The organism is Sphingomonas sp. BLHR8, from assembly GCF_056821725.1.
The window spans coordinates 212,933-234,945 of the sequence record NZ_JBPDIM010000001.1 but is presented as its reverse complement, the minus strand read 5'-3'; the positions used below and the strand labels follow the sequence as shown (position 1 = coordinate 234,945).

Sequence of the window (22,013 nt, the reverse complement as noted above, 5' to 3'; positions counted from 1 at the left end):
CCGGCCCCGCGCGCCTGGGCGTCAGCCCGCGGTGGTCGGCGTGGGTAGCGCCGGTGCCTCCGCCGGCGGCGGCAGCGCACGCGAAGCCGGTACAGCGGGCGGCGCCGCGGGCGCGCTCGTCGCCGCCGGCACCGTCACCGCGCCCGGCGCGGCGAGCTGCTGCGCCGTGTCCGCGGCATTGCGCTGAACCAGGCGATAGGCGCGCTCATACCACTCGTTGCCGGGGTAGTTGTTGCCGAGCACCGCCGCGGCCTTGACCGCTTCCTGCGGCACGCCCAGCGCCAGATAGCTTTCGGTCAGGCGATAGAGCGCTTCGGCCGCATGGCTGGTCGTCTGGAATCGGTCGACCACCTGACGGAACCGCAACGTCGCCGCCAGCCAGCGCGAGGAGCGCTGGTAGAACCGGCCGATCTCCATCTCCTTGCCCGCGAGATGGTCGTTGACGAGGTCGAGCTTCAACCGCGCGTCGCTCGCATATTCGGTGTTGGGATAGCGGCGGACGAGCTCGGTCAGCGCCTCCTGCGCCTGCAGCGTGATGCGCTGGTCGCGGGTGACGTCGCTGATCTGCTCATAATAGCTGAGCGCGACGAGATAATAGGCGTAGGGCGCATCGCGATTGCCCGGATGCAGCTGCAGGAAGCGCTGCGCGGTTTCGATCGCCTTCGGATAGTCGGCCGCCGCGTAATTGCTGAACGCGCTCATCAGCTGCGCACGGCGCGCCCAGGGCGAATAGGGGTGCTGGCGCTCGACCTCGTCGAACAGCGCTGCCGCCACCTGATAGTCACCCGCGTCGAGCCGCTCACGCGCGGCGGTGTAGAGCGTGTTCACGTCGCGCGCGACGTAGCGTGTGTCGGTGACGCCGCCGCCACGCCCGCCGGCGCAGGCTGCGAGCGGCAGCGCCAGCGTCGCGGCGATGAGTACGGGTCCGAAACGGCGGGCGGAGCGAAGGCGAGCGGACGACATGCCGCGCGCTATAATGACGCCGCGCCTGAACGCCAAGCGAACAGTCGCGACCTTTACGCCGTGCTGCCGACGGTGATGCAGGCGAGCGCGACGAGAAAGCCGGTGAAGCGATTGGCGCGGAACAGGCGCAGCGCGCCCGCGCCATCGCCGGGCGTCAGCGCCGCGACCTGCCAGAGGAGGTGCGCCGCCGCGGGCAGCAGCGCCAGCAGTGCGATCGGCTCCGGGCGGACCTGCCACAGCGCCAACCCCCAGCCGCCAAGTGCCAGCGCGTAACAGAGCGCTACGCCGCCGCGCACGCGCGAACCCATCGCCCGCGCCGATGAGCGGATGCCGACGATCGCATCATCCTCGATGTCCTGGATCGCGTAGATCGTATCGTAGCCGATCACCCACGCGACGCAGCCGCCGTAGAGCCAGCCGATCGCGGGCGAGATGGTACCGCTCACCGCTGCGCCCCCGACCAGCGCGCCCCAGCTGAATACCAGCCCCAGCCACGCCTGCGGCCACCAGGTGATGCGCTTCATGAACGGGTAGGCGGCGACCAGCAGCAGGCTCGCGAGCGCGATCACTTGCGCCTCCCGCCGCAGCATCAGCAGCACGCCGAGGCCGATCAGCGACAGCGCGCCGAGCCAGATCCACGCCGCCCGCAGCGACACGCGGCCGCTCGCCAGCGGTCGATCGCGGGTGCGGGCGACCCGCGCGTCGAGGTCGCGGTCGACGATGTCGTTATAGACGCAGCCCGCGCCGCGCATGGCGATCGCGCCAATCAGCATCGCGGGAAACAGCAGCCAATGGGACGCGAGCCCGCCCGCCAGCCCCACCGCAAAGGCGCAGGGCCAGAACAGCAGCCACCAGCCGATCGGCCGGTCGAGCCGTGCCAGCAGCACGAAATCGCGGAGCGACGCGGGTGCGGCGGCGACATCATGCTCGCTGTCGGGGAGGGAGCGCTCGATCGCCATGGCAGCGTCCAAAGCCCATCGCCGCCGCCGGAGCAAGACCTCGTGGAGCGCGGCGCCCCCCTTGCATGCGAGCGTTGCCTTGACGCACAGCCGCGACATGATCGCCACCCCTGCCTGGCCACCGCGCTCAACCCCGCGGCTGTTTGTCCCCGATACGCTATCGCTCGGCGCGCGCGTCGTGCTCGATGCCGATGCGTCGCACTATGTCGCGCACGTCATGCGGCTCGGCGAAGGGGCGCCGTTGCTGCTGTGCGACGATGACACCGGAGAGTGGCGCGCGACGATCGAGGAGGTCCGCAAGAAAGCGGTGTCGCTCACCGTCGAGGAGCAGCTTCGTCCGCGCGAGCCGGTGCCCGACCTGTGGCTGCTCGTCGCGCCGGTGCGCCGGGCACGGTTCGAATGGCTGGTGGAAAAGGCGACCGAGCTCGGCGTCGACCGCATCGTGCCGGTGCTCACCCGTCGGTCGGTGGTGGACCGCGTCAAGCCGGAGCGGCTCGCCGCCATCGCGCGCGAAGCGGCCGAGCAATGCGCGCGCACCGCACTCCCTCAGATCGCCGACGCGCGACCGTTGGAGGACGCTCTCGATGACTGGCCGAGCAGCCGCGCGCTCTACTTCGCCGATGAAACCGGCGGCGCGCCGGCACTGACGGCTTTTGCGGCGGGGCCGGCCAGCGCGGCGATCCTGATCGGGCCGGAGGGCGGCTTCGACCCCGCGGAACGCGCACAGATCCTCGCCCACCCCGCCGCCATCGGCATAGGCCTCGGCCCCCGCATCCTGCGTGCCGAGACGGCGGCAATCGCTGCGGCGACCTTGTGGACCGCGGTGGACGACGCGCGCGACTGATCCGCTCGGACCACCGGGCCGGCCACATTTGTCGCCGATTTAACCATTTATCGATGCTGCCGGGCGTATCGGCTGCTCGATGGACCAGACTGCAGACCGATTTGGGCTGCGCGCATCGGCGCGCGCGATCCGGTTGGCCCTGGCAGCGCTCGCCGCCCTCAGCTGGTCGGTCGCTGCGCGAGCCGAAAACTATCTCGACAACAGCGACAGTGCGATCGTCGATTCGACGAACTGCGCGGTGCGAACCACGCGCGTCTTCACGATCAGCGACACGCGCACGATCAGCGACCTCAACGTCGGCATCGTCCTCGCCCACAGCTATCGCGCCGACCTCCGCATCAGCCTCACCCATAGTCAGGGCGGGGTCGACACCACCGTTGCGCTCATGACCAACGTCACCGACGGCAGCAACAATCTGAATGTCCTGTTCGACGACGAAGCGGCTCAGTCGATCACGAGCCACACCGGACAGAATGATACGGCGACAACCGAGCCCGCCTCGGCGACCACAGCCTACAGCTATCAGCGGAATTTCAGGCCGCAATCGTCGCTCAACGATGCGTTCGCCGGCCGCGCCATGAACGGCACCTGGACCCTTTCGATCTGCGATTCCTTTGCGTCCGACACCGGCACGCTGCGGTCGGTGCAGTTGATCTTCACCAACCCGCCGCCGCTCGACCTTGGCGTCAGCAAAAGCGACGGGGTGGCGTCGGTGATGTCGGGGGGGTCGACCACCTATATCGTCGAGGTCGTCAACGCCGGAACCGCTTCGGTCACGGGCGCGATCCTGCGCGATCCGGCCGCCACCGGCATGACCAAGGCAGCGGCACAATGCGCTCCGACGCCCGGGGCCTGCACCCCGTCCTCGACCCCGACCATCGCCGAGCTCGAAGCGGGTTATGCCCTGCCGACGCTTGCGCCGGGGCAGAGCTATCGACTCGCCGTCACCGTGACCATCACCGCGGCGGCCGGGTCGAGCGTCACCAACAGCGCCACCATCGCCGACCCCGCGGGCAATCCCGACGCGATCACCGGCAACAACAGTGCGAGCGATATCAACAGCGTTACCACGCGCGTTGCGCAGACGCCGCCGCCGCTCATCTGCCCCGCCGGTTCGACCGCTCGCCCCTATAACTGGCAGCCGTCGAGCTGGCCTGCAGGGAGCACCAGCAACGTCATCGACATCCCCTATGTCGGGCCGACGCAGGTCGGCTTCAGCCTGTCCGGCGGCGCGTGGGCGCCCAAGACGAGCATCGGGACGATGAACACGCCCTACGTCAGCAGCGCATTGAGCTTTGGGTTGGCGCCCAACCCCACCTTTCTGATCGCGGACGTCGATTTCAGCGGGCCGACGCAATTCATGACCGCGACCTATGTCCTGCCGACGGCGGTTCCGGGGGCCCAGTTCCAGCTCTACGACATCGACTATAGCGCGAATGCGTGGGCCGACATGGTGCGCGTCAGCGCGACCTTTCAGGGGCAGCCGGTGCCCGTCACCCTCTCCTCCGGGGTCGCCAACTATGTCATCGGCGACACCTTTTACGGCGACGGCGCATCGTCGGACACGCAAGCCAACGGCAATGGCTGGGTAACCATCGGCCAGCCGTTCGACACGATCACCTTCACCTACGGCAATCATACGCGCATCCAGACCATCGCCAATCCGGCGGCGCAATTCATCGCCTGGGGCGGCTTTTCCAAACTGTGCGACGCCACCACGACCATCACCGTCGCGAAGTCGAGCGAGGTGGTTGAGAGCCCCTTCGGCGGGGCGGGCGCGCGCTTTGCGACGCCGGCCGCGCGCGTGCGCTACTGCATCCTCGTCACCAACAGCGGCAGCGGCACGGCAACGGCGGTGACCGCGTCGGACGTGCTGCCCGCCGCGACCAGCTTCGTCGCCGGCTCGATGCGCAGCGGCACCAGTTGCGCGACGGCCACATCGGTCGAGGACGCCGACAATGTCGGCGCCGACGAAAGCGACCCGTTCGGCATGAGCTTTGGCGGAACGACCGCCACCGCGCGGGCGGCGACGCTGGCACCCGGCGCCACCGCCGCCTTCACCTTCGAGGCGACGATCAACTAGCTGGCACGGCGGCAAAAGCCGGGCTACCGACACCGCATGACGACCCGCACAAGCTTCTCCACGACGAGCCCGACCGTCGAGCGCATCGACGACCTGATCGTGCCGATGGTGCGCGGGGAAAAACCGCGGGAACGGTGGCGGATCGGCACCGAGCATGAAAAGCTCGTTTATCGCACCGCCGACCACCGCGCGCCCAGCTATAACGAGCCGGGCGGCATTCGCGACCTGCTCGTCGGTCTCACCCGCTTCGGGTGGGAGCCGGTCGAGGAGGGCGGGCACATCATCGCGCTCACGGGGGAGGACGGCGCCGTCAGCCTGGAGCCCGCGGGACAGCTCGAACTGTCGGGCGCGCCGCTCGCCAACCTCCACCAGACCTGCGCCGAAACCGGTCGCCACCTTAAACAGGTGAAGGAGGTTGGCGCGGAACTGGGCCTCGGGTTTCTAGGCCTTGGCATGTGGCCCGACAAGCGCCGCGAAGACCTGCCGGTCATGCCCAAGGGCCGCTACGCGATCATGCTCGACCACATGCCGCGCGTGGGCGGCCTCGGGCTCGACATGATGCTGCGCACCTGCACCATCCAGACCAACCTCGACTATGCGAGCGAGGCGGACATGGTACAGAAGTTCTGCGTCAGCCTGGCGCTGCAGCCGCTGGCGACGGCACTGTTCGCCAATTCACCCTTCACCGACGGCGCGCCCAACGGCTTTCTCTCCTACCGCAGCCACATCTGGACCGACACCGATCCCGCGCGCACGGGCATGCTGCCGTTCGTGTTCGAGGATGGCTTCGGCTATGAACGCTACGCGCAGTACATGCTCGATGTGCCGATGTACTTCGTTTACCGCGAGGGTCGCTACATCAACGCCGCGGGCATGAGCTTCCGCGATTTTCTCGCCGGAAAACTCCCCGCTCTACCGGGCGAGCGACCGACGCTCGACGACTGGAACGACCATCTCTCGACCGCCTTCCCCGAAGTGCGGCTGAAAAGCTTTCTCGAAATGCGCGGTGCCGACGGCGGTCCTTGGAACCGCATCTGCGCGCTTCCTGCGCTATGGGTCGGACTTCTCTACGATCAGGCCGCGCTCGACGCCGCCTGGCAGCTGGTAAAGGACTGGAGCCTCGAGGCGCAGCAGCACCTGCGCGACGAAGTGCCGGCGCGCGGGCTCGACGCCACCGCACCAGACGGGCGGACGCTGCGCGCGGTCGCCCGCGACATTCTCGACATCGCCAGCCGCGGCCTCACCGCGCGCGGAGAGGTCAATTCGATGGGCGAAACCGAAGCAGGCTTCCTGCGGCCACTGTTCGACATCGTCGACAGCGGCAAAGTGCCCGCGCAGCGCCTCCTCGACGCCTATCATGGCGAATGGGAGGGCGACCTCTCGCGGGTCTATTCCGACTATAGTTTCTAGGCGCCGCTGGGTCGGTCCAGCCGCGCGCTCGACGGGTCGATCGCGATCGCGCCGGGCGCAGGTTCGAGCACAATCAGCGGGCGGTCGCGCCCGCTCAGCTTCGCGAACAACCGCGGCACCAGCGCATGGCGCTGTGCCCAAGACCAGTAGGCGCGGTAGGCGGGGTCGGCGAACAGGTGCCGCTCCTCGGTCTTGGCGCGCCAGTAATAGACGCCGTTGACCAGCGCGAGGAGGATGCAGTTGCGCGCGACCTGCGTCCACCCGCCCTCCCACGGCAGAAACACGCACGACGCCAGCCACCAGAAGCTGTTCTTGGCGAGATAGGCTGGGTGCCGCGTGAAGCGGTAGGGGCCGTGGGTGATCACCCCGCGGTGGGTGAGGTTGGAAAAGCGCGGCCCGAACGCGACCGTCGCCCAGGCATAGATCGCGGTAAGGAGGACCAGCGCCGCGCCCCACAGCCACAGCAGCGACTCGCTGCCCGCAAACCACTGCGACCACGGCCGGCTGCCGCCCTCGTAATAGAGCACCCCGCCCGGGTTCATCAGCACGAACGGCGGATAGCACATCAGTGCCGCCAGCCACGCCATGCCATAGGGGTTGGCGGTGCGGATATGGCTGTCGAGCGGTCGCAACGTCAGCACATAGCCGACGGTCGCGAGGTGGACGTCGACGATGTAGAGAAAGGCGATTCCCGCCCCCGCCAGCTCGACCGGTCCGGCGAAGATCTGCGCGACCGGGCGCTGGACCAGGTCAATGAACAGCCCCGGCACGATCGACACCATGAAGGCGGTGAAAAACCCCTTCACCCCCCACGCGCGCCAGTGCCGCGCGATCGCCGCGCCGTCCGCCCCTTCGCCACCGAGCAGCCAGTGGCCGAAGTGCCAGCTGCCGTCGCGCGGCTCGGCCATGCGCCGGTCGAGCCAGACGCAATAGGGAAGCGTGACCAACGCCAGCGGGACCAGCACCCACCCGAACACCGCCATCGCGAAGCGGTAATTGCCCGACCAATACCAGGAGAAAGCGCCGTATGCCGCGCCGATCAGCGCCCAGGTAACGAACAGCCCGGCAGTCTTCACCTTGGCGGTCGCCAACGCCGCATCCGTCGAGCGTGCCGGGGCATGCCAGTCGATCCCCGTCGACGGATTGCGGTGCACCTTGTCGACGCCCCACGACCACAGCGCCATCGCAATCCCGCACAGAAACACGCTCATCAACGCGCTGTTGGGGCCGGCAAAGCCGAAATGCCGCGACAGCAGCAACCATGCGACGAGGGTTGCAAGCCCGACCCATCCGACCGCGCTCGAAACGGCCGAAACAGGCCGCGACTCGACTAGCTCAGCCGCTCGGAGGGTCTGACCCGGTATAGGCTGAGCGTCGATCACCACCATGCGAATGGCCATTTAATCGACAAAGCTCAACGTCACGTGAAAGCCAACTGACCCAAAGTTGCAACGCGATTGAACGACTCATCGCGAGTCTCTTTCGAGTCGTCTTGGATTCCGCCTCCTGGATTCGATCGGTCACGTCGTCATCGCTAAGCGCCGCGTCGACCACATGATTTCCCCATTTCGCAAATCCGCTTTCGTGCCGCTTGGCGCGTCGCGCCAGACTTGGCGGGCGCGCTGGAGTCAGCTGTTCCGCGATCACGAGATCTTCGTGCGCACCGGCGGCGAAGTGCGCTTCGTGACCCTGCGTGCGAACGTGCAGCATCGCATCGCCCTGATCGCCCTGTCCCTGCTGGCGCTTTGGGCGTCCGTCACGGTCGCGCTCGTGGCGTGGCAGGCCTTCGCTCGCTGGGAACGGCAGGACGTCATCAGCCGCGCCGTCGCGGTCGCGAAGCTCGAAAGCCGCGTCGAACGCGAAAGCGGCCGCATCGCCAGCGAAGTCGAGGCGCTCGCGCGCCGCCAGCAATATCTCGACGCCGCGGTCCAGACCTACCTCAACGCCGAGGCCATCGACCAGGCGAGCGCCGCACCTGCACCGGCTGCCGCCGGCGCCGAGGTGTCCGCGCTGGGCGATCATCGCGCGACGCTGGCGCGGGTCGACGCCGGACAGCGCGCCACGGTGCTGCGCCTCGAAGCGATCGCGCGCGCTCGCCTCGATCGCGCGGAGATCGCGCTTCGCACGCTCGGCATTCCTGCCAACACCGCGGCGCGCGGCGGCCCGGCCCTGCCCCCAGCCCTGCGCGCGCCGCGTGGCGACACGCTCCTCGCTCGGCTCGACGATGCGCTGACCCGCATGGCCGAACTCGAAGAGCTGGTCGCCGCCCTGCCGTCGAGCATGCCGGCCGCGCAGATGAGCCTCAGCAGCGCCTTCGGTGTTCGCTACGACCCGTTCAACGGCACGCCCACGATGCACGCCGGCCTCGACTTCACCGGCGCCCATGGCGAACCGATCCGCAGCGCAGCGCGCGGAACGGTCCGCTTCGTCGGGACCATGGGCGGCTACGGCAATGTCGTAGAGGTCGATCACGGCCACGGGATCGTCACCCGTTACGCCCATTTGTCCAGCTTCACGACGCGCCCCGGCGCGGCGGTCGAGGCCGGCGATCATATCGGTCGCATGGGCAGCACCGGCCGGTCGACCGGCACGCATCTGCATTTCGAGGTCCGGATGGACGGCGCCGCCGTCAATCCGCGCCGCTTCCTGGAGGCCAACCGCCATGTTCTCGAAGTCAAAGCCGACCTACGGCGCGGACGAACCGGCCCAGTCGCCCCCACCCGCGCCGGCTAAAATGGCGACCGGCGCGCGGCATACGCCCTTTTCGGTGCTGGGCGCCGACGTGGTCATCGTCGGCAACGTCTCGGCGAGCGTCGACCTCCACGTCGACGGCCGGATCGAGGGCGACCTCGCTTGCGCCAATCTGGTCCAGGGGCCCGAAAGCCTGATTAAGGGCGCGGTCGTTGCCGAAAGCGCGCGGCTTGCCGGAACCGTCGACGGCTCGATCTGCGCGCGCGACCTCACCATCCAGGCGAGCGCGCGCGTCACCGGCGATGTCACCTACGAGAATCTGACCATCGAACAGGGCAGCCAGGTCGAAGGCCGCTTCGCCCACCGCCGCGGGGGCGGGCTCGACGCCCGCGCGACCGGCGCTGCCAGCAAGCCCGTCGCCGACCAGACTATGCAGGTCGAACTCCTCCCCGGCAGCTGACCCCCTTCCCCGCCCGGACGGCGCTCGTTACAGCACCGCGATGGATCAGATCGTCATCCGCGGCGGCAAGCCGCTCCACGGCCGCATGCCCATTTCGGGCGCAAAAAACAGCGCGTTGACGCTGCTCCCCTGCGCGCTGCTGACGGACGAGCCGTTGACGCTGCGCAACTTGCCGCGACTGGCCGACGTCGACGGTTTCGGCCACCTCCTGAACCAGCTCGGCTGTTCGACCACCATCGAAGGCTCGCGCCCAGAGGACTTCGGGCGCGTGATGACCGCGCGGTCGACGAACGTGACCGCGAACATTGCCCCCTACGATATCGTCCGGAAAATGCGCGCGTCGATCCTCGTGCTCGGCCCGCTGCTCGCCCGCACCGGCGAAGCGAGCGTGTCGCTCCCGGGCGGCTGCGCCATCGGCAACCGCCCGATCGACCTTCACCTGAAAGCGCTCGAGGCCTTCGGCGCCGAGATTGAGATGGTGTCGGGCTACGTCCACGCGCGCACCCCCGGCGGGCGCCTGCCGGGCGGTCGCATCAACTTCCCGGTCGTTAGCGTTGGCGCGACCGAAAATGCGCTGATGGCCGCCGCTCGCGCGAAAGGCACCTGCGTCATTCACAATGCCGCTCGTGAGCCCGAAATCGTCGACCTCTGCCGCTGCCTCGTCGCCATGGGGGTGAAGATCGACGGCATCGGCAGCGAAACGCTGACGATCGAAGGCGTCGATCGCCTGCACGGCGCCACCTACCAGGTCATGCCCGATCGCATTGAAGCGGGCAGCTATGCCTGCGCGGTGATGGCCACTGGCGGCGAGGTGGACCTCATCGGCGCGCGTGCGGACGAGATGGAGGCGACCATCGACGCGCTGGTCGAAGCGGGCGCCCAGGTCGAATCGCACGACCGCGGCTTGCGCGTACGCGCGGAGGGCCGCCCGCGCGGCATCAACCTCTCGACCGCCCCCTACCCCGGCTTTGCCACCGACATGCAAGCGCAGTTCATGGCCATGCTGACGCTGGCCGAAGGCGCGAGCGTGCTCACTGAAACCATCTTCGAGAACCGCTACATGCACGTGCCCGAGCTGGCGCGCATGGGTGCCGACATCGCGGTCACTGGCCGAAGCGCGGTCGTGCGCGGGGTTGAGGGGTTGATCGGCGCGCCAGTGATGGCGACCGACCTGCGCGCATCGATGAGCCTGATCATCGCCGGACTAGCCGCCGCGGGAGAGACCCGCGTCAGCCGCGTCTATCACCTCGACCGCGGTTACGAGCGGCTGGAGGAAAAGCTCGCCGCGGTCGGCGCCGACATCGAACGCGTCAGCGACGGCTGAGCCGCGACGACTTCCGCCTGTCACGGAGGCGATCTAGCCTTCGACGCGGAGGAGAGTCGCGATGATCCATTTCTACACCAACCCCATGTCCCGCGGGCAAATCGCGCGCTGGATGCTCGAGGAAGTGGGCGAACCCTACGAACAGCATCTGCTCGGCTATGGCGAGGCGATGAAGTCGCCCGAATATCTGGCGATCAACCCGATGGGCAAGGTGCCGGCGATCGTCCACGATGGCCGCGTCGTGACCGAAGCTGTGGCGATCTGCGCCTACCTCGCCGACGCCTTCCCGCAGGCCGGCCTCGCGCCTCCGCCGACCGAGCGCGCCGACTATTATCGGTGGCTGTTCTTCGCCGCGGGTCCGGTCGAACAGGCGGTCACCGCGCGGGCGCTGGGGCTGGAGGCGCCCGCCGACAAGGCGCCGATGGCCGGGTACGGCACCCTGGACGCGGTGGTCGAAACCCTGTCGGGCTGGCTGCAAGGCCGCGAGTGGGTTGCCGGCGATCGCTTCACCGCCGCCGACGTCTATGTCGGCTCACAGGTCGATTTGGGATTGCAGTTCGGCTCCCTGCCGACCCGCCCCGCGTTCGAGGCATATGCCGCGCGGCTTCGGGCGCGCCCGGCCTACATCCGCGCAAAGGACATCGATAACGCGCTGGTCGCAGAGGCCAACGCCGCCCACTGAGCCGGCAAAGAAAGACCCCGGCGGATCGCTCCGCCGGGGTCTTCGCTTGCTTCACCAGCGACCGATCAGTCGCGGCTGCCCATCAGGTTGAGCAGGAAGGTGAACATGTTGATGAGGTCGAGGTAAAGCGTCAGCGCACCGAGCACGACCGCCTTGCCCGCAAAGTCCGACCCCGCGACCGCATAATAGGTCTGCTTGATCTTCTGCGTGTCATAGGCGGTGAGCCCCGCGAACAGCAGCACACCGATGACCGAGATGACCAGCGCCATCGGTCCCGACCCCACAAACATGTTGATCAGCATGGCCACCAGCAGGCCGATCACGCCCATCACCAAAAACGTGCCGAAACCGCTGAGGTCCCGCTTGGTGGTGTAGCCGTAGAGGCTCAGCCCCAGAAACGCCGCCGCCGCCGAGAAGAACGCCGCAGCGATCGAAGCGCCGGTGTAGACCATGAACACCGTCGACATCGACAGGCCCATGACGATCGCGAACGCCCAGAAGGTCATCCGCATCGCGCCGACCGACATGCGCATCGCGCCGAAGCTGAGCGCGATCACGAACGCCAGCGGGGCGAGGATGATCACCCAGCGCAGCGCACCACCGTTCAGCATCACCTGCTGACCGAAGTCACTGTTCGCAAACAGCATCGCGACGATGCCGGTCAACAGCACCCCCGACGCCATATAGTTGTAAACCTGCAGCATGTACCGCCGCAGCCCCGCATCCGCGGGCAGCGCGTCGTGCCGCAGGTCCGGACGGACCGTGGTGGTCGGGCCGCTAGGGTCTGACCAGATGGCCATCGTGCGTCTCTCCATCATTCGCGCCAGCGATCCCGCCAACGCCTCTCCCTGCAAATATGCCGCCGCCCCTGGGGAATTCAAGGGCGCTGGCCCGGTTTAGGACCGGGGGCACCGCGACATTTCCGATAGAGAGCCCTAGCCCGCCGGGCTCCGGTCGGAGTGAGCGAAAGACGGGCGGGTCCGCGGACTTGCCGAGGAGCCCGCGCGCGACCAACATACCGCCATGCGCGTTTTCGTCGCTCTTCGCCCGCCTTCGGACGTTCGTGAAGCCCTGCTCCAGCTCGCGCGCGGGTCGGTGGACCGGGCGCGGTGGCAGAATGACGCGCAACTGCACCTCACGCTCGCCTTCCTCGGCGACGTTCCGGAGCGGGAGGCGGCGTTGCTGCATGACGCGCTGGGCGCGATTGCCTTCGCGCCGTTCGACCTCGCGCTAGCGTCGGTCGGCCGGTTCGAGCGACAAGCAGGGGGCGCGCTCTACGCTGCCGTCGCCCCCTCCGACATGCTGTCCGATCTGGCAGGTCGCGTCGCACATGCGGTGCGGCGAGCGGGGCTTGCCGTCGAGAGGCGGCGCTTCGTACCGCACGTCACCGTCGCGCGCCTGTCGCGCGAGTCCGGCTCCAGCGAAGCGTGGCTCGCGGCCAACCGCAATTTCACCGCGCCCCCCTGGTCCGTGCGCGACTTCCGCCTTTACGCGAGCCAGCTCCACCCGGACGGCGCGCGCTATGACGAGCTGGCGCGCTACGACGCTTCCCTGCCGCGGCGAAGCTGATACACGGCGCCGATGAACGCGCGCACCGACCATCTGCCCCCCGCCGACCACGACGCCCCTGCCCCGGTGGTGCCGCCGGAGGAGGCGAAGGCATCGCCCTATGCCTGGTATGCGCTCGGCATCCTGTTCCTCGTCTATGTCCTCAATTTCATCGACCGGCAGATCATCACCATCCTCGCGCCCGACCTGAAGCGCGACCTTGGCCTCTCGGACGCGGACATTGGCTTCCTCTACGGCACAGCCTTCGCGGTCTTCTACGCGCTGTTCGGCATTCCGCTCGGGCGTCTCGCCGACGAATGGAAGCGCGTTCGGTTGTTGTCGGTGGGCCTCGCGCTGTGGTCGGGGATGACCGCGCTGTCGGGCCTTGCCAAGACCGGCACCCAGCTTGGCCTCGCGCGGATGGGGGTGGGCGTCGGCGAGGCAACGGCGAGCCCGTCCGCTTATTCGCTCATCTCCGACCTGTTCCCGAGGCGGCTGCGCGGAACCGCGCTCGCGATTTACTCGGCCGGCCTCTACTTGGGCGCGGGGATTTCGCTGATGATCGGCGGCGTCATCGTCGAACGCTGGAACCTTGCCTACCCGGCGGGCGGGCCGATGGGGCTGGTCGGATGGCAAGCGGCATTCCTCGCCGTCGGGGTGCCGGGGCTGCTGCTCGCGGCATGGGTCGCGACGTTGCGCGAGCCCGTGCGCGGCGCCGTCGACGGCATCCCCACACCGCCGTCGCCTGCGCCGTTCCGCGGCTTTTTCGACGAGCTTTACGCCGTGGTCCCGCCGCTCACGCTGCTCAGCGCGGGGCGGCGCGGTGCCGGCGCGCTGATCGCCAACCTCGCTGTCGCCGCAGCACTGGCAGCCGCGGCGTGGCTGCTGGCACAATGGACCGGGGACGCATTGCAATGGGCCTGCGTCGCTTTTGGCTATTACGCTGTCTATAGCTGGGCGACGTCGTTGCGCGCGCGCGATGCCGAAACCTTCGCAATGATCTGGCGCTCGCCCGCGTTTCTCGCGACGATCGTCGGCTACGGCACCGTCGCCTTCGTAAACTACGCGACCTCCGCCTTCGCCCCGGTCTATGCCCGCAGCACGCTCGGCGAGCCCGCCGGCGCGGTGGGCCTGTGGGTCGGCGGCACCGCTGCGGCAGCAGGGTTCCTAGGTGTTATCCTCGGCGGCCGCATGTCCGACCTCCTCCTCAAGCGGTTCGAGGCGGGCCGGATCCTCGTCGTTCTGTTCGGCCTCCTCGCGCCTCTGCCGTTCGCCTGGGCGGCGTTCAGCACCGAAGCCGTTGCCGGATCAGGCGACTTCACGCGCTTTATCATCCTCAACGCGATCGCCACCGTGTTGGCCAGCTCGGCGCTTGGAGCCGCGGCGGCGACCACGCAGGACCTCGTCCTGCCGCGTATGCGGGGTACGGCAACCGCCACCTTCTTCCTCGCGACCACGCTGATCGGCCTTGCGCTCGGACCGTATATTGCCGGCGCCGTCAGCAAGGCGAACGGCGGCGACCTGTCGTTCGGCGTGCGGTCGACCTATGCCATCGTGCCGCTTGGCCTTGTCGCGCTGATCATGGCCTGGAAGCTCGTGCCGGCAGCGCTGCGGCGTCAGGCCGCGCTCGCTCGCGCGGCCTGATCACGAAGGTCGGCGGGGCATCGCAGCTCGGACGCCGCCCCACCTAGGCGCTGAAGCTCAGCGCCGGGTGAGCACAGCGCAGGCGATGCGATCACCGCTGTTGCCGGCCGGGTCGGTGCGTTCGTCGTCCGGCCGGGCGTGGATCACCACGGCCGCGCCGTCGGCGTCGAGGACACCGTCGAAACCGCTCACCGAACCGACCAGCGCGGAGGAGAGTTGACCGCGCCCATCGCCGCCAACGACGAGGTTGGGGAGGTCGCCATGATGGCTCCCCTGTGGGTTGAGCCGCCCATGTTGACGGGTCGTCGGATTCCAGTGGGCGCCCGCGCTCGTGAAACCCGGCCGCTCGCAACGCCCGACCTGATGGACGTGGATGCCATAGGTGCCGGGCGCCATGCGCACGTCCGTCGTCAGCCACATGCCGCCGCTCGGAGCCTGGGCCAGCCGAACCGTCCCCACGCTGCGGCCCATCGTATCGATGAAGGTGCCGTTGGCGAGCGTGTTACGATCACTGCCGTAGCCGGTGACGCAGCCGCTCAGTCCCACGACCGCGACCGCGGCCACCGCGAATTTCATAACTGCCTGACGCACGATCCAGACTCCATCCCTGCAAGTGTATCGATCAACGCGTGCGCGCCCTCAACGTTGCCTCGGATGGAGGGAGAGAAGCTGCTGCAGGCGAATCGCCGCCGGCCAACGACAAAGGGGGCCGGAAATCCGACCCCCTCTCGGCGATAACAGATGAACGCGCTCCCGACGAAGCGTCCTCCAACCCGCGTCAGAACGCCCGCGCGTATCGCTCGTTGCCGACGAAGCCCAGCGACGGGACGTCCGCACGCTTGATCACGTCGATCACCTGGTCCGTCACGACATAGCGCGACTGCGGGTCGGGCTCGAGCTGCAGTTCCGGTGCCGGCTGCATCGTCGCCGTCTGCTGCAGCAGGTCGGCGAGCTGGGTCATGTTCACCGGATTTCCGTTCCAGTTCACCACGCCTTCGGGCGAGATGTAGATCTTGTTCTTCACCGGATCCGGGGCGTTGACCGGCACGTCAGGCGGGACCGGCAGGTCGACCTTCACCGCATGAGTCTGAATCGGAATGGTGATGATGAACATGATCAGCAGCACCAGCATCACGTCGATCAGCGGCGTGGTGTTCATATCGCCGATCGGTGCTTCGGCACCCCCGCCACCCATGGAAATGGCCATTGCGGCTATCCTTTCAAATCAGCTGCGGGTTTAGAGGCGGCCCAGCGTCGCCGAACCGGGCGCTGGCTGCGAAATGAAGCCGACCTTCTGGAAGCCAGCGAACTGCATCGTGTAGATCGCGCCGCCGATGCATTTCCACGGCGTGTCGACGTCGCCGCGAATATGCACTTCGGGCATATTGTCCTCGGTGACATTGTCCGGACCGCCGATGCGCGCCAGCAGTTCGTCAAGTCGCGTCTTGCTCATGTCGAGCAGGCGCTCGGAATCGACCAGCGTCTGACCCCAATAGACTTCACACTGATTGTTGTCAGGCGACCGGATCGTGAGAAGCACGTTCTCGGGCTTCGTCGTCGTCGGCTCGGACACGACTTCGGGAAGGTTGACCTCCACCGTGTCGAGCACCACCGGGACGGTGATCAGGAAGATGATGAGCAGCACCAGCATCACGTCGACGAGCGGCGTGGTGTTGATTTCGTTCATCGGGGCGTCTTCGCCGCCGCCCTCTCCCACACTCATGGCCATGGTTGTTCGTTCCTGATGAGGCGGGCGGTGGCCCACCTGAAATCTTCAGACGTCGCGTTGCCGTATCGCGGACCGGCGACGCCCCGGTGCGGGGCCGATTGGCGAGGTGCGGATGACCCGCCCTGCCAATCGGCCGCCACAGGAGATCAGGTGCGCGGCGTGCTGCCCACCTGCGCCGGACGGGCCGTCGGCGAAGCGGCGGTGCCGGTCGTGGTCGCAGCCGGCGGCGACCCGGTGGTCGCCGTCGCGCTCGCCATCGCCGGACGGACGCGGCCGTTCGACATGATGTAGCCGAGCACGTCGTTCGAGAAGGTCGACAGGTTGCGGGCGATCACCTTGTTGCGCGCCTGCAGCCAGTTGTACGCAAGCACTGCCGGCACCGCGACGACCAGACCGATGGCGGTCATGATCAGCGCTTCACCGACCGGACCGGCGACGGTGTCGATCGACGCCTGACCCGACGCACCGATCTTCACGAGCGCCTGGAGAATGCCCCACACGGTGCCGAACAGTCCGACGAACGGAGCGGTCGACCCGACCGACGCAAGGAACGACAGGCCGCTGTTGAGCTTCGAGTTCACGAGGTTCTGCGAACGCTCCATCGTGCCGTGCATCCAGTCATGCGCTTCGACCGGATCGCTGAGCTTGCCGTGGTCCTGCTGCGCGCGAAGGCCATCCTCGACCACCTGGCGATAGGCGCTGTCCCGCTCGAGCTTGTTCATGCCGTCGATGAGCGAGTTGTGACGCCAGAAGCTCTGCTGAACTTCACGGCCCTGCTTCATCACGCGGTTCTGCTCGAACAGCTTGGTGAACAGGATGTAGAGCGAGCCGATGAACATCAGCAGCAGCACGGTGAAGGTCGCCCAGGTCACCGGGCCGCCTTCGCGCATTGCCGCGACGAACCCGTACTTGTTCTCGGCTTCGGCAGCGCCGGCGGCGGCCGCGAAGAGATTGATGGTCATGCGTGTCCTTCCCTCTCGATTATCGTGTCACACGCGGCGCGCAGCCGACGGGGACGGTAACTGGTTGATGGCTCAGTTGGCCGGCAGACGCCAGACCACGCGCTTCGAAAAAGTGCCCGTCGTCGGGTTGCCTTCGCGATCGAGCGCCGGTTCAAACCGGGCACGCTGCGTCAGATAACGACAGGCAGCCGCATCGAGCGCACTGTTCCCGCTCGACGACGTGACCGAACAGTTGGTCACCCGCCCGTTCGCACCGATCGACAGGCTGGTCCCGGTCGTGCCCTGCGCCTCTTCACGCAACGCCGACGAGGGATAGTCGTCGGTGGTCACCCAGCGCGCTTCATTGCCCTGCGAGCGAACGGCACGCGATTTGTCGACCGCAGGCGGCGGCGGAGGCGGCGGGGGCGGCGGCGCGGGCGGGGCCGGCGGCGCCGGCGGCTGCGGCGTGGCCGTCATCGTCGGCGGTGACGGCGGCGGCGGCGTCGGCGTCGAGTCACGGATGACGTTGGGCGACACCGTCTTGATCGGAGAGCGCGGGATCACGACCGGCGGCGGCGGCGGCAGCTTCGTGTCCGGCGGCGGGGGCGGTGGTTCCTCCGGGGGCGGCGGCGGCGGTTCTTCCACGTTCACCGCGTTCACCTTTTCCGCGATCTGCTTGACGGCCTGAATCGCCATGCCGCTGATCAGCAACCAGCCGAGCAGGGCGGTGACGATGCCGACAAGAACCAACGACACAACCCTGGAGGTTGGGTCGACCCTATCACCATAAGCCATCCCGCAACCACACTCCTTTACGTGTCGGGCGCATAGCCTGCGCCTCGAAATCTGGGTGTCGGAGCGTCGGTGCAAAACGCGGTGCCGCTTGCGCGGAACCGCTATCTCGACCCGAACCCCTTCCTCGTGCCTTTTCGGCTTCGATTCACGTTACTATCGCCGCCTTGGACCTTCCGCAAACGCTTTCTCGACGCGGTGCGAGCTTGGCGCTACCTCGCCCTGAAGGTCGAAAATTGCCCGGAAACGTGGAGCAGGATGGAATGACGAGACGGCTGGTTGTGCACGCGGCGGCGGTGAGTGCGTTGGCGATCGCCGGTTGTGCGGCAATCGCGCAAGGCCCAGCCCAGCCGGTGGCGGAAATCGGCAGCGCGGCGCCCGGCAGCTACGCCGACGTCGCCCGCTGGGCGGCCGACGCGCCGGCTATCGTCGAGCTGAGCGTGCGCCGCGCCGAAGCCTTGCCGCAGACCGCGCTTCCCGGCCGCGTCCGTGCTGCGATCGAGGCAGACGTGGTGGCGGTGCGCTTCGCCGCGGTGCCGGTCGCGCAACGGGTGCGCTTGATCGCGGACGTGCCGGCCGACCCGCGGGGGCGCATGGTGCGGCTCAACCGTGCGCGCTTTTTTGCCTTTGCGACCACGCCGGCACGCGCGGATGTGCTGCAGCTGGTCGCGCCCGACGCGCTGATGCCCGCCGATCCGGCGACCGACGCCACATTGTCCGCAATCCTCGCCGAGCGCACGAGCGGCCCCGTGCCGCCGGTGGTAACCGGCATCACCCAGGCCTTTCATACTCAGGGCACGGTCGCGGGCGAGAGTGAGACGCAGCTGTTCCTGCGCACCGCCGACGGCGCACCCGTCTCGCTCGGCGTCGTGCGCCGCCCCGGGCTGGCGCCCGCCTGGTCGGTCGCTTTCGGCGAGGTCATCGACGAAGCCGCACGCGCCCCCGAGCGCCGCACCATCGCCTGGTACCGCCTCGCCTGCGGACTCCCCGACATCGTGCCGGATGCGGCGATGGTCGATCTCGGCCCGGCCGAGCGGAGCGCCGTGGCGGCGGATTACGCGCTCGTTCGGTCCGCACTCGGTCCCTGCGACGCGAGCCGATGAGTCCAGCGCGGGGGGGCGCCGCTCCGTCGAAAGCGCCGCTGCGGGTCGCCGTCGCCGGGCTCGGCACGGTCGGCTGCGGCGTGATCGCGCTGTTGCGGGAGAACGCCGCGCTGATCGAGCGGCGCGCCGGCCGCCCGATCGCGCTTGCCGCCGTCAGTGCGCGCGATCCGGCTGCGGAGCGCTGCGTCGACACACGCGGCGTTCCGTTCGAGCGAGACGCCGCCGCTCTCGCCGCACGCGCCGACGTGGACGCGGTGATCGAGGTGATCGGCGGGGCGGAGGGGGCGGCGCTGGGGCTGGCCGAAGCGACGCTCGCGGCGGGCAAGCCGCTCATCACCGCCAACAAGGCGATGCTTGCCCGGCACGGCATGCGCCTCGCCGCGAGCGCTGATGCGCGCGACGTTCCGCTCAAGTTCGAGGCTGCGGTCGCGGGCGGCATTCCGGTCATCAAGGCGCTGCGCGAGGGCGCGTCGGCCAATCGTATCGACCGCGTCTACGGCATCCTCAACGGCACCTGCAATTTCATCCTGACCCGGATGGAGGCCGCGCGCGAGCAGGGCGTGCCGCTCGACTTTGCCGACGCGCTCGCCGAGGCGCAGGCGCTGGGCTACGCCGAAGCCGACCCATCGACCGACATCGACGGTCATGACACCGCGCACAAGCTAAGTATCCTCGCCGCGATCTGCTTCGGCTCGCAGGTGAACCTCGGTGCGGTGACGACGCGCGGGATTCGCGATGTCACCGCCGCCGACATCGCCGAAGCGCACGCGCTCGGCCACCGCGTGCGCCTGATCGGCTGGGCGGAGCAAGGGCCGGCCGGGCTGGCGCAGCGGGTCGGGCCCTGCCTCGTCCCCGCCGACCACCCGCTGGGGTATGTCCCCGGCGCGCTCAATGCGGTGGTGGCGGAAGGGAATTTCGTGGGGCGGCTGTTCCTCGAGGGCGCCGGCGCCGGCGCGGGTCCGACGGCGAGCGCGGTCGTCGCCGACCTCATCGACGTGGCGCGCGACGAATATGGCCCCGCTTTCGCCATGCCGGTCGACGCGCTGGAGGCCCTGCCCGTCGCCGATGCGGGGACTTGGGTCGGCAAAACCTATGTCCGCATGATCGTCGCCGACCGCGTCGGTGTGCTGGCGGAGATTGCGACGGCGATGCGCGACGCCGGCGTTTCGGTGGAGAGCTTCCACCAGCGCGTGCACGGTGAGGGCAGCGCGCTGCTGGCGATGGTCACGCATTCGGGCGCTGCAAGCTGCATCGACGATGTGGTCGCGCGCCTGTCTTCATCCGCCAGCCTGCTGGCGCCGCCAATGGTGATGCCGATCCTCGCGCTCTAGCGATTGCTGCCGCGAATACGGCGCGGGATTCGCCCGCCCTCCCCCAGATTGCGGTCGGGGTCGATCAGCGAGCGGACGACATTCACTGCCCCGATGGCAATTTGCGGGATGTTGATGCCCGCAAAGCAGTCGCGCACGCCGCCGCTGTCGGCGCAGGGTACGCCGCTCGGATCCACCGCCGCGCCGTCGGTCTGAGCGAGACGCGGGCCGGCAATCTCCGGCAGCGGCAGCCCCTGCGGCTCGGCGCGACCGCAGACGAGGATGTCGCCATTGGCCGCGACGTCGCCCGGTCGGCACTGGCCGGAGCGCCCCAGCTGTCGCGCCTGCTCGACCAGTGCCTGCGCGGTGGGACGCGGTTCGCTCTGCGCCAGCGCGGCGCTCCCCGCCAACAGCAGCGGCGCGGCGATCGCCGGTGGCAACGGGCGGGCCAGGCTACGGATCATCGGTCGGCTCGACACGGGCATCCCCCTCGCCTAACGGGCGCGCGAACCCGTTTTCCCTGATCGAACAAGGATGTCCGCCGATGCCAACCGAGGCAAGCTCGATTCTCGACCGTGTGCTGGTGCTCGAAATGGTGCGCGTCACCGAAGCGGCCGCGATCGGCGCGTCGGAACTGATCGGTCGCGGCGATGAAAAGGCCGCCGACCATGCTGCGGTCGAAGCGATGCGTGCCGCACTCAACGAGCTCGACATCGACGGCACCGTGGTCATCGGCGAGGGCGAACGCGACGAGGCGCCGATGCTCTATATCGGCGAAAAGGTTGGCCGGGCGCAGGACAGCGGCCCGCGCATCGACATCGCGCTCGACCCGCTCGAAGGCACGACCATCACCGCCAAAGCCGGTCCCAACGCGCTCGCGGTGCTGGCGATTGCCGAGGAGGGCGGCCTCCTCAACGCGCCCGACGTCTACATGGACAAGCTCGCCTGCGGGCCGGGCTACCCCGCCGGTACGATCGGCTTCGACAAGGGCGTGCGCGGCAATGTCGAGGCGATCGCCGCCGCCAAGGGCGTGGAGCCGTCGGACGTCATTGTCTGCGTGCTCGACCGCCCGCGTCACGCCGACATCATCGCCGAACTGCGGAGCATGGGGTGCGGCATCATGCTCATCCCCGATGGCGACGTTGCCGGTGTCATCGCGACCACCGACCCCGACACCACCATCGACCTCTACATGGGTTCGGGCGGCGCACCCGAGGGCGTGCTCGCGGCGGCGGCGCTGCGGTGCGTGGGCGGGCAGTTCAAGGGCCGGCTGCTGTTCCGCAACGATGATGAGCGGGCGCGTGCGGCGAAATGGGGTATCGACGACCTCGACCGCGTCTATGATCTGGAAGAGCTGGCCAAGGGCGACGTGATCTTCGCCGCGACGGGGGTCACCGACGGATCGCTGCTCGACGGGGTCAAGCGCCGCCGCGACGGCAGCACGACCACCGAAAGCATCGTCATGCGCGCGTCGAGCGGCACCGTGCGCCGCGTCTCGAGCGTGTTTCGCGACTGAGGAAGTAGCCGGGT

The 22,013-nt window shown here is 68.5% G+C and carries 22 protein-coding genes; 12 read left to right on the top strand and 10 right to left on the bottom strand.

Translation table 11 applies throughout. The features are described 5' to 3' along the window. Positions 1-21: 21 nt before the first annotated feature. Together ACRYJK_RS01220 and ubiA are read right to left on the bottom strand one after the other, a co-directional pair. A complete protein-coding gene (locus ACRYJK_RS01220; RefSeq protein WP_482665771.1) occupies positions 22-963 on the bottom strand; it encodes an outer membrane protein assembly factor BamD in 942 nt (313 codons plus the stop codon). A 53-nt stretch (positions 964-1,016) separates the two neighbouring features. Further along, positions 1,017-1,922, bottom strand: a complete 906-nt coding sequence (gene ubiA, locus ACRYJK_RS01215; protein WP_482665770.1) for a 4-hydroxybenzoate octaprenyltransferase — start codon at positions 1,920-1,922, stop codon at positions 1,017-1,019. Between the two features lie 97 nt (positions 1,923-2,019). Here ubiA and ACRYJK_RS01210 point away from each other — a divergent pair, with 97 nt between their 5' ends. From ACRYJK_RS01210 to ACRYJK_RS01200, 3 genes are all read left to right on the top strand, one after another. Next, positions 2,020-2,766, top strand: a complete 747-nt coding sequence (locus ACRYJK_RS01210) for a 16S rRNA (uracil(1498)-N(3))-methyltransferase (RefSeq protein WP_482665769.1) — start codon at positions 2,020-2,022, stop codon at positions 2,764-2,766. 79 nt (positions 2,767-2,845) lie between these two features. Next, positions 2,846-4,849, top strand: coding sequence for a proprotein convertase P-domain-containing protein (locus ACRYJK_RS01205; RefSeq protein ID WP_482665768.1), 2,004 nt, complete (start codon positions 2,846-2,848; stop codon positions 4,847-4,849). A 36-nt stretch (positions 4,850-4,885) separates the two neighbouring features. Beyond that, a complete protein-coding gene (locus ACRYJK_RS01200) occupies positions 4,886-6,259 on the top strand; it encodes a glutamate--cysteine ligase (RefSeq protein WP_482665767.1) in 1,374 nt (457 codons plus the stop codon). On the opposite strand, the gene ACRYJK_RS01195 is transcribed toward ACRYJK_RS01200, so the two are convergent. Beyond that, the gene (locus tag ACRYJK_RS01195; protein WP_482665766.1) at positions 6,256-7,659 is read right to left on the bottom strand and encodes a methyltransferase family protein; all 1,404 of its coding nucleotides are present in this window, start codon (positions 7,657-7,659) and stop codon (positions 6,256-6,258) included. The genes ACRYJK_RS01200 and ACRYJK_RS01195 overlap by 4 nt on opposite strands. A 154-nt stretch (positions 7,660-7,813) precedes the next feature. Here ACRYJK_RS01195 and ACRYJK_RS01190 point away from each other — a divergent pair, with 154 nt between their 5' ends. The 4 genes from ACRYJK_RS01190 to ACRYJK_RS01175 all read left to right on the top strand — a co-directional run bounded on the left by ACRYJK_RS01190 (position 7,814) and on the right by ACRYJK_RS01175 (position 11,416). Further along, on the top strand, positions 7,814-8,992 hold the full coding sequence (locus tag ACRYJK_RS01190) for a M23 family metallopeptidase (protein WP_482665765.1): 1,179 nt from the start codon (positions 7,814-7,816) through the stop codon (positions 8,990-8,992). Between the two features lies 1 nt (position 8,993). Next, on the top strand, positions 8,994-9,410 hold the full coding sequence (locus ACRYJK_RS01185) for a bactofilin family protein (RefSeq protein ID WP_482665764.1): 417 nt from the start codon (positions 8,994-8,996) through the stop codon (positions 9,408-9,410). A 40-nt stretch (positions 9,411-9,450) separates the two neighbouring features. Continuing rightward, positions 9,451-10,734 carry a UDP-N-acetylglucosamine 1-carboxyvinyltransferase gene (gene murA / locus ACRYJK_RS01180; RefSeq protein ID WP_482665763.1) on the top strand — a complete coding sequence of 428 codons (1,284 nt, stop codon included), beginning with the start codon at positions 9,451-9,453 and terminating at the stop codon, positions 10,732-10,734. Between the two features lie 61 nt (positions 10,735-10,795). Continuing rightward, positions 10,796-11,416 (top strand): glutathione S-transferase family protein, encoded by a 621-nt coding sequence (locus ACRYJK_RS01175; RefSeq protein ID WP_482665762.1) that lies wholly within the window; start codon positions 10,796-10,798, stop codon positions 11,414-11,416. 65 nt (positions 11,417-11,481) lie between these two features. On the opposite strand, the gene ACRYJK_RS01170 is transcribed toward ACRYJK_RS01175, so the two are convergent. Beyond that, positions 11,482-12,216, bottom strand: coding sequence for a Bax inhibitor-1/YccA family protein (locus ACRYJK_RS01170; RefSeq protein WP_482665761.1), 735 nt, complete (start codon positions 12,214-12,216; stop codon positions 11,482-11,484). A gap of 223 nt (positions 12,217-12,439) precedes the next feature. Between ACRYJK_RS01170 and thpR the strand changes: the two genes are divergently transcribed. Both thpR and ACRYJK_RS01160 read left to right on the top strand, forming a co-directional pair. Beyond that, positions 12,440-12,985 (top strand): RNA 2',3'-cyclic phosphodiesterase, encoded by a 546-nt coding sequence (gene thpR, locus ACRYJK_RS01165; RefSeq protein WP_482665760.1) that lies wholly within the window; start codon positions 12,440-12,442, stop codon positions 12,983-12,985. Between the two features lie 12 nt (positions 12,986-12,997). Then, positions 12,998-14,608, top strand: coding sequence for a spinster family MFS transporter (locus tag ACRYJK_RS01160; protein ID WP_482665759.1), 1,611 nt, complete (start codon positions 12,998-13,000; stop codon positions 14,606-14,608). 57 nt (positions 14,609-14,665) lie between these two features. Here the strand turns inward: ACRYJK_RS01160 and ACRYJK_RS01155 are convergent, their stop codons facing one another. The 5 genes from ACRYJK_RS01155 to ACRYJK_RS01135 form a co-directional block, all read right to left on the bottom strand. Then, entirely contained in the window at positions 14,666-15,199 is a 534-nt protein-coding gene (locus ACRYJK_RS01155; protein WP_482665758.1) for a superoxide dismutase family protein, read from the bottom strand. 187 nt (positions 15,200-15,386) lie between these two features. Continuing rightward, positions 15,387-15,815 (bottom strand): ExbD/TolR family protein, encoded by a 429-nt coding sequence (locus tag ACRYJK_RS01150; protein ID WP_482665757.1) that lies wholly within the window; start codon positions 15,813-15,815, stop codon positions 15,387-15,389. A gap of 30 nt (positions 15,816-15,845) precedes the next feature. Further along, a complete protein-coding gene (locus tag ACRYJK_RS01145; protein WP_482665756.1) occupies positions 15,846-16,337 on the bottom strand; it encodes an ExbD/TolR family protein in 492 nt (163 codons plus the stop codon). A gap of 146 nt (positions 16,338-16,483) precedes the next feature. Then, positions 16,484-17,299, bottom strand: a complete 816-nt coding sequence (locus ACRYJK_RS01140) for a MotA/TolQ/ExbB proton channel family protein (protein WP_482665755.1) — start codon at positions 17,297-17,299, stop codon at positions 16,484-16,486. Positions 17,300-17,371: 72 nt separating this feature from the next. Further along, positions 17,372-18,034, bottom strand: coding sequence for an energy transducer TonB (locus ACRYJK_RS01135; RefSeq protein ID WP_482667364.1), 663 nt, complete (start codon positions 18,032-18,034; stop codon positions 17,372-17,374). 299 nt (positions 18,035-18,333) lie between these two features. On the opposite strand from ACRYJK_RS01135, the gene ACRYJK_RS01130 reads away from it, so the two are divergent. After that, positions 18,334-19,173 carry a hypothetical protein gene (locus tag ACRYJK_RS01130; protein WP_482665754.1) on the top strand — a complete coding sequence of 280 codons (840 nt, stop codon included), beginning with the start codon at positions 18,334-18,336 and terminating at the stop codon, positions 19,171-19,173. Then, complete coding sequence (locus ACRYJK_RS01125; protein ID WP_482665753.1) at positions 19,170-20,504, top strand: homoserine dehydrogenase; 1,335 nt, start codon at positions 19,170-19,172, stop codon at positions 20,502-20,504. The genes ACRYJK_RS01130 and ACRYJK_RS01125 overlap by 4 nt, the downstream gene beginning before the upstream one ends. Here ACRYJK_RS01125 and ACRYJK_RS01120 read toward each other — a convergent pair. After that, entirely contained in the window at positions 20,501-20,947 is a 447-nt protein-coding gene (locus ACRYJK_RS01120) for a hypothetical protein (RefSeq protein WP_482665752.1), read from the bottom strand. The two genes, ACRYJK_RS01125 and ACRYJK_RS01120, sit on opposite strands and share 4 nt — an antisense overlap. An 80-nt stretch (positions 20,948-21,027) precedes the next feature. On the opposite strand from ACRYJK_RS01120, the gene glpX reads away from it, so the two are divergent. Further along, the gene (gene glpX / locus ACRYJK_RS01115; RefSeq protein WP_482665751.1) at positions 21,028-21,999 is read left to right on the top strand and encodes a class II fructose-bisphosphatase; all 972 of its coding nucleotides are present in this window, start codon (positions 21,028-21,030) and stop codon (positions 21,997-21,999) included. Positions 22,000-22,013 lie beyond the last annotated feature (14 nt).